This is a genomic window from Psychrobacter cibarius (assembly GCF_016107535.1).
Lineage (GTDB): Bacteria > Pseudomonadota > Gammaproteobacteria > Pseudomonadales > Moraxellaceae > Psychrobacter > Psychrobacter cibarius.
The window spans coordinates 1-4,919 of sequence record NZ_JABASQ010000046.1 but is presented as its reverse complement, the minus strand read 5'-3'; the positions used below and the strand labels follow the sequence as shown (position 1 = coordinate 4,919).

Annotated in this window: 5 protein-coding genes; 2 read left to right on the top strand and 3 right to left on the bottom strand. The window is 37.3% G+C overall.

The window, feature by feature from the left end; translation table 11 throughout:
- Window positions 1-121 precede the first annotated feature (121 nt).
- Window positions 122-514 carry a hypothetical protein gene (locus JFC08_RS13435; RefSeq protein ID WP_198331080.1) on the bottom strand — a complete coding sequence of 131 codons (393 nt, stop codon included), beginning with the start codon at window positions 512-514 and terminating at the stop codon, window positions 122-124.
- 275 nt (window positions 515-789) lie between these two features.
- Window positions 790-2,175, bottom strand: coding sequence for a PKD domain-containing protein (locus JFC08_RS13430; RefSeq protein ID WP_198331079.1), 1,386 nt, complete (start codon window positions 2,173-2,175; stop codon window positions 790-792).
- A 214-nt stretch (window positions 2,176-2,389) separates the two neighbouring features.
- Between JFC08_RS13430 and JFC08_RS13425 the strand changes: the two genes are divergently transcribed.
- Complete coding sequence (locus tag JFC08_RS13425) at window positions 2,390-2,707, top strand: plasmid mobilization protein (RefSeq protein WP_198331078.1); 318 nt, start codon at window positions 2,390-2,392, stop codon at window positions 2,705-2,707.
- Window positions 2,707-3,813: a relaxase family protein gene (locus tag JFC08_RS13420; protein WP_198331077.1), complete on the top strand. Its 1,107-nt coding sequence runs from the start codon at window positions 2,707-2,709 to the stop codon at window positions 3,811-3,813. The genes JFC08_RS13425 and JFC08_RS13420 overlap by 1 nt, the downstream gene beginning before the upstream one ends.
- A gap of 28 nt (window positions 3,814-3,841) precedes the next feature.
- Here the strand turns inward: JFC08_RS13420 and repM are convergent, their stop codons facing one another.
- Entirely contained in the window at window positions 3,842-4,783 is a 942-nt protein-coding gene (gene repM / locus JFC08_RS13415; RefSeq protein WP_198331076.1) for a replication initiation protein RepM, read from the bottom strand.
- Between the last annotated feature and the right edge of the window lie 136 nt (window positions 4,784-4,919).

Genomic DNA, 4,919 nt, shown 5'->3' with positions numbered 1-4,919 from the left:
GTCGTAAAACGTTGCTTTATAGGTCGTAAAACGTTGCTTTATAGGTCGTAAAACGCTTTGATACCAATGCTTACAGAGGACGTAAAAGCTTTTAAAAACTTTTAAAAACATTAAAAACCTTTTACTTCTTATTTTCTAATTCTTCTTCAGTAGGATACTTCTCTCTAGCTCTACGTATAGCTGGTTGTACAAACCATTCCCAGTAATTCATTAACTCATCATTATGTTGACTGATATAGTCCATTAACTGAGTAGCAGTAAAATCGTATTGGTGATCTTTAGGTTTAGAGAATTGAATTAATTTTCCTTTGCTAACATTAACCCCAAAGTATCTAGATATTTGCATAGCTCTATAAGAATTAACCTCACGTTCCAACCTATACCCATCTTCTATACCAAGTTGGCAAAGTTCAGTACAGCCGAAATCAAGATCCTTTAAAAACTCAATCATTGCTTCAACACGAGCTGAACGTACAGCATTGTATCGTTGCATATTCCTACGTCTATTATCCATAACCAGCCTCTTTTATAATAGGTACAGCCAATAATACTAACATAGGTACAGCCAATATCATTATTTTAGGTACAGACATTTGATTTGAAATAGGTACAGACAAATAATTTATTATGTCATTATTATTTTAAGCCAGCAGTCGTGAGAGGGGGCGTTTTCGCTTCGCTACATCTTCTACCCTTCACGTGCTGACAAAAGGGGCGATGCCCCCTTTGAACCCCCAAAAAATAGGGGCTGATATAATCAGCCCCTATTTTTTTAACTAATATAGATTATTAGTTAGTTTTCCCATTAGCGTTATATGAGAATGTCTGTCCAGTTTCTTTAACTGTGAATGAGTAATTTAACGAGACAGTATTATATTTTGTATACATCACTCGCAAATCAAAATTAAGTTTTTCACCTTTTTTAATGATTTGGTTGTTATTTAAGCCTTCAAAGAATGCTGGATAACTAGTATTGCTAGAACTTGCTTTTAGGTTAGTAATAGTAAAATCCGAACCTTTAGCTTCTAATGCAAAGCTTTCTATAGATACGCCTTTCGCACAACTACCCACACAAGTAGAATTTATATTAAATGATGATGAGTTACTATAAGGAAATTCCTTAACGCTACTCCCGAAGAAATCATCTGTACTCAAAACTAATTCAGGAGCACTCTGAACGGTTATATTAACGTTATCACTTGAAGTTACAAAACCATCCGAAACTTTCAGATTAAACACGTAGCTTCCAGCTATATCAGGTCTTACAACAGGGTTAACAGATGTACTGTTGAGAGTAACCTTACTTCCAGAAGGTAGTGAACTAACAGACCATTTATAATTTAATTTATCATTATCTGGATCTGTGCTCTTGCTACCGTCTAGTGTAACAGTATTACCCAGTTTAATTGTTTGCGCAGCACCAGCATCAGCTAATGGAGCAGAGTTACCACGCACAACCTCTACTGCGACAAAAGTTTTTTCACTTTGTAACTGCCCATCGGAAACAACTAGCCCAATCTTATAAGCCCCTACTTTATCAAAAATTATACTAGGGTTTTGAGATGTTGACATAGATAGCTGTGCAACACTATTTGACGGCTTAGATTCTACTGTCCAATTATAGCTTAGAGTGTCGTTGTCACTATCTGTACTTAGTGAACCATCCAAAACAATCTTTTTATTAATTTGAACTTCTTCTGATATGTTTTTGATAACAGCAACAGGTGAAGCATTTCCTTTAGCGGCATTAACTTCAACCGTACTTTCTTTGCTGTCAATATTTCCATCGTTAACTACCAAAACAACAATATATTTACCTTGAACATCAGGCTTAAATGTTGGGTTCACGATTGCACTATCGGATAATGTGGCTTTACTACCCTTAGGCTGATCCTTTATTGTCCAAGTATATGTTAAAGCGTCTTCATCCTCATCTACACTCTTAGAACCATCTAAAGTAACCAAGTCACCTAAGACAATATTTTGTTTAGTACCCGCGTCTGCAGTAGGTATATTGTTACCTGGTTGAATCGGGGTTGCAGGTATAGAGGTATCTGGTTCAGGATTGGGGTTAACTGTTGGGGGTGCTGTCGAAAAATCGGAATCAGAATCGCTACCGCAGGCAGTTAGAATGAGTATAGAAGCACTTAGGAGACAAATATTGAATTTTTTCATATCTAGTTACATCACTGTTATGTGTTTTATACTAATTCTATACTTTAAAACTTACGATGCAAGGCAATAAATTATGTTGAACAATGTAATAGTCGACAGAAATTCTATTAAACAGTTGTTTTTATTGTAAAAAAGATGCACGGATGTTACTTAATAAACTTTATTTTTGTTTTTAACAGATAAACACTTGTTAACTTTCAATTGAGAAACGTATATGAGCAGACGTTCTAGAAAACGTAGTCGTGAAATTACTATTCGCGTTACAGATGATGAACTGCAAAAACTACATGAACGTAAAACTGATGCAACTCTCGCAGGATGGATGCGTAATCTAGGGTTGGGAGTAACACCCGTTAAGCAAGTCGACCCTGAATTAGTACGCGCCTTAGGTCGTATTGGCTCTAATCTTAACCAAACAACAAGACACGCTAACATTAATAAAGAGCTAGACCGAAAAGTATTAGCTGAAATAACTGCTATTAGAGAAGTTATAGCTGATTTAGTTAAAAAAAACTTGAAGGATGATGATTAATGCTAGTCAAATTCTTCCGACATGGTGCAGGATCGGGCGCAGGGCCACTTAATTACTTACTTGGTAGTGATAGGCAGCGCGCAGACGCTAAATTGCTCTATGGCGATCCTGTGATGACTGAGCAGCTTATCAATGCTAATCCATTTAAGCAAAAGTATAAATCAGGGGTGCTGTCATTTACCGAACAGTCAGATCAATTCACTGATGAGCAGAAAATGGACATCATGCAGCGTTTTGAGGAGACTTTATTTACAGGTCTTGAGCCAGATCAGTACGATATTTTGTGGATAGAGCATAGCGACAAAGATAAGAAATATGAAGTAGATCAAGATGGGGAAAAGATTGAAGGAAGTGAGACAGGCGGACGACTTGAGTTGAACTTTGTTATTCCCTGTCAGGAGCTTAGATCAGGGAAAAGCTTGCAGCCATTCTATGCAAGATCCGACTTAATAAGGGTTGATGCCTTCAAAAACATCATCAATCAAGAGTATGGGCTAACTGATCCCAATGAGCCAGAGCGCAAGCGATTGACCAACCCTTATGTTAATAATGCGCCACGGCCCACACCATATGATAAAAAGTCTAAGTCTACAAAGGAAGAGGACGATGAAATCATTGCCAATCCTCCTAATACTAATGCTTTGAAAGAAGCGATTGATCGAAAAATGCTGCAAAGCCTAACCGATGATGAACTTAAGGATCGTAAAAGCGTAATTAAATTCTTAGGACATTTAGGGTTAGAGATAGAACGAGCCACTAAAAGCTCTATTAGCGTTTCGCACCCTGCTATGAAGAGGAATATTAGGCTGAAAGGTGCTTTTTACAAAGAGGATTTTCGAGCTGCAAACCACCAACCGCGCATTATCGAGGAGCTTCAGCAAAGATATGCTAGAACTATTGAGTCTCGTGAGAGTAAAGACTTAATTACGTGGCGTAAAGGTATGGAAATCAAGAAAGAGTACCATCAGGCGCTATACGTTGATATTAAAGCACCTGAACCTTTGGAGCTTGGTATTCAAGCTGTCTTATCTAACAATAAACCTTATGCTGAACCAGTTAAGACAGAGACCCCTACCTTAAAGCACTCTTTTGGGCCTCGTCCATAATATTTTTTATGGGAAGAGGGGGCAGTTTTTAGGAAGGCTGAAAGCCTAACTTCTCAAGATAAGGGATGTAAAAAATTTGCTTATGCTCATCCAGTAGCTCAGTCTCGATCCGTGCAGCGAATTGCTGATAATTCTCACCTGGCTTACTATGAGTTGATAGCTCACTCATTCTAGATAGCTTAGTTGCAAACGTACCGCGTTGTTTATCCGTCATTTTCAATGAGGTAAGCATATCAGGTGTATCAGCATCTCTTTTTGACTCTAACGCCTTCTTAACTTTATCTTTTATTCTAAATTTGAATGTAAAACCTGTAATAACTCTACCTTGTTTATGCTGTTCATAGTCAACGGTAATGTCAGTATATTCGTTAATTTGTTTAACTGCTAAATCCAAAACCCTTCTTTTAAAAGCTTCTATTCGTTTATATTCATCTACTAAGCCCAGCTTTTCTCGCAATTCTGCAAGTGATATTGGGTTGGTTTTTCCCACTGAACGCCATTGGATAATCAATTCATAGAGCCTAATAGCATATTCACTTTGCAGCCCTACAACCTGTTTCAATTCATATTCTGTATATCTAGCTTCGAGCCTGGTAATTAGCGGTATTACATCGCTCGCAAAAATGAGTTCAACACATCCCAAGTCATCGATATAACCAATCTTATCGACCCATCGACTTTTATAGCGGCCCATTTTTCCTGACTGTTTATCAATTTTACTGTATGCAAAACCTGCTTCATATAACCCTTCAACAGCCCTCTTCATTGCTTCATAAGATGTATGTTTCTCTACATCAAATTTCTTTGCATAGCTTTGGGCATAAATCCTTAGCAACCCTCCTGCTTCTATTAGGGTTTTTTGCTCTCTAGCTTCAATAATGGCTAAAAATATTAGTCGCTGCTCAACTACACCTAAATTATAACTCGCCCCAATCAAAGAATTATCTTTAGTAACTAACTGTTTTTGCATAACGACTCCTTGTTCATTCTAAGCAACTTTAATACACATGCACCTATAAAGCAACAATAAATTAAGTATGTTGCTTTATAATCGTAAAACGTTGCTTTATAGGTCGTAAAACGTTGCTTTATAGGTCGTAAAACGT

Bases quoted from the DNA above. Each gene is read 5' to 3' on its own strand.
- JFC08_RS13435 (WP_198331080.1), bottom strand. From the start codon at position 514: ATGGATAATAGACGTAGGAATATGCAACGATACAATGCTGTACGTTCA.
- JFC08_RS13430 (WP_198331079.1), bottom strand. From the start codon at position 2,175: ATGAAAAAATTCAATATTTGTCTCCTAAGTGCTTCTATACTCATTCTA.
- JFC08_RS13425 (WP_198331078.1), top strand. From the start codon at position 2,390: ATGAGCAGACGTTCTAGAAAACGTAGTCGTGAAATTACTATTCGCGTT.
- JFC08_RS13420 (WP_198331077.1), top strand. From the start codon at position 2,707: ATGCTAGTCAAATTCTTCCGACATGGTGCAGGATCGGGCGCAGGGCCA.
- repM (WP_198331076.1), bottom strand. From the start codon at position 4,783: ATGCAAAAACAGTTAGTTACTAAAGATAATTCTTTGATTGGGGCGAGT.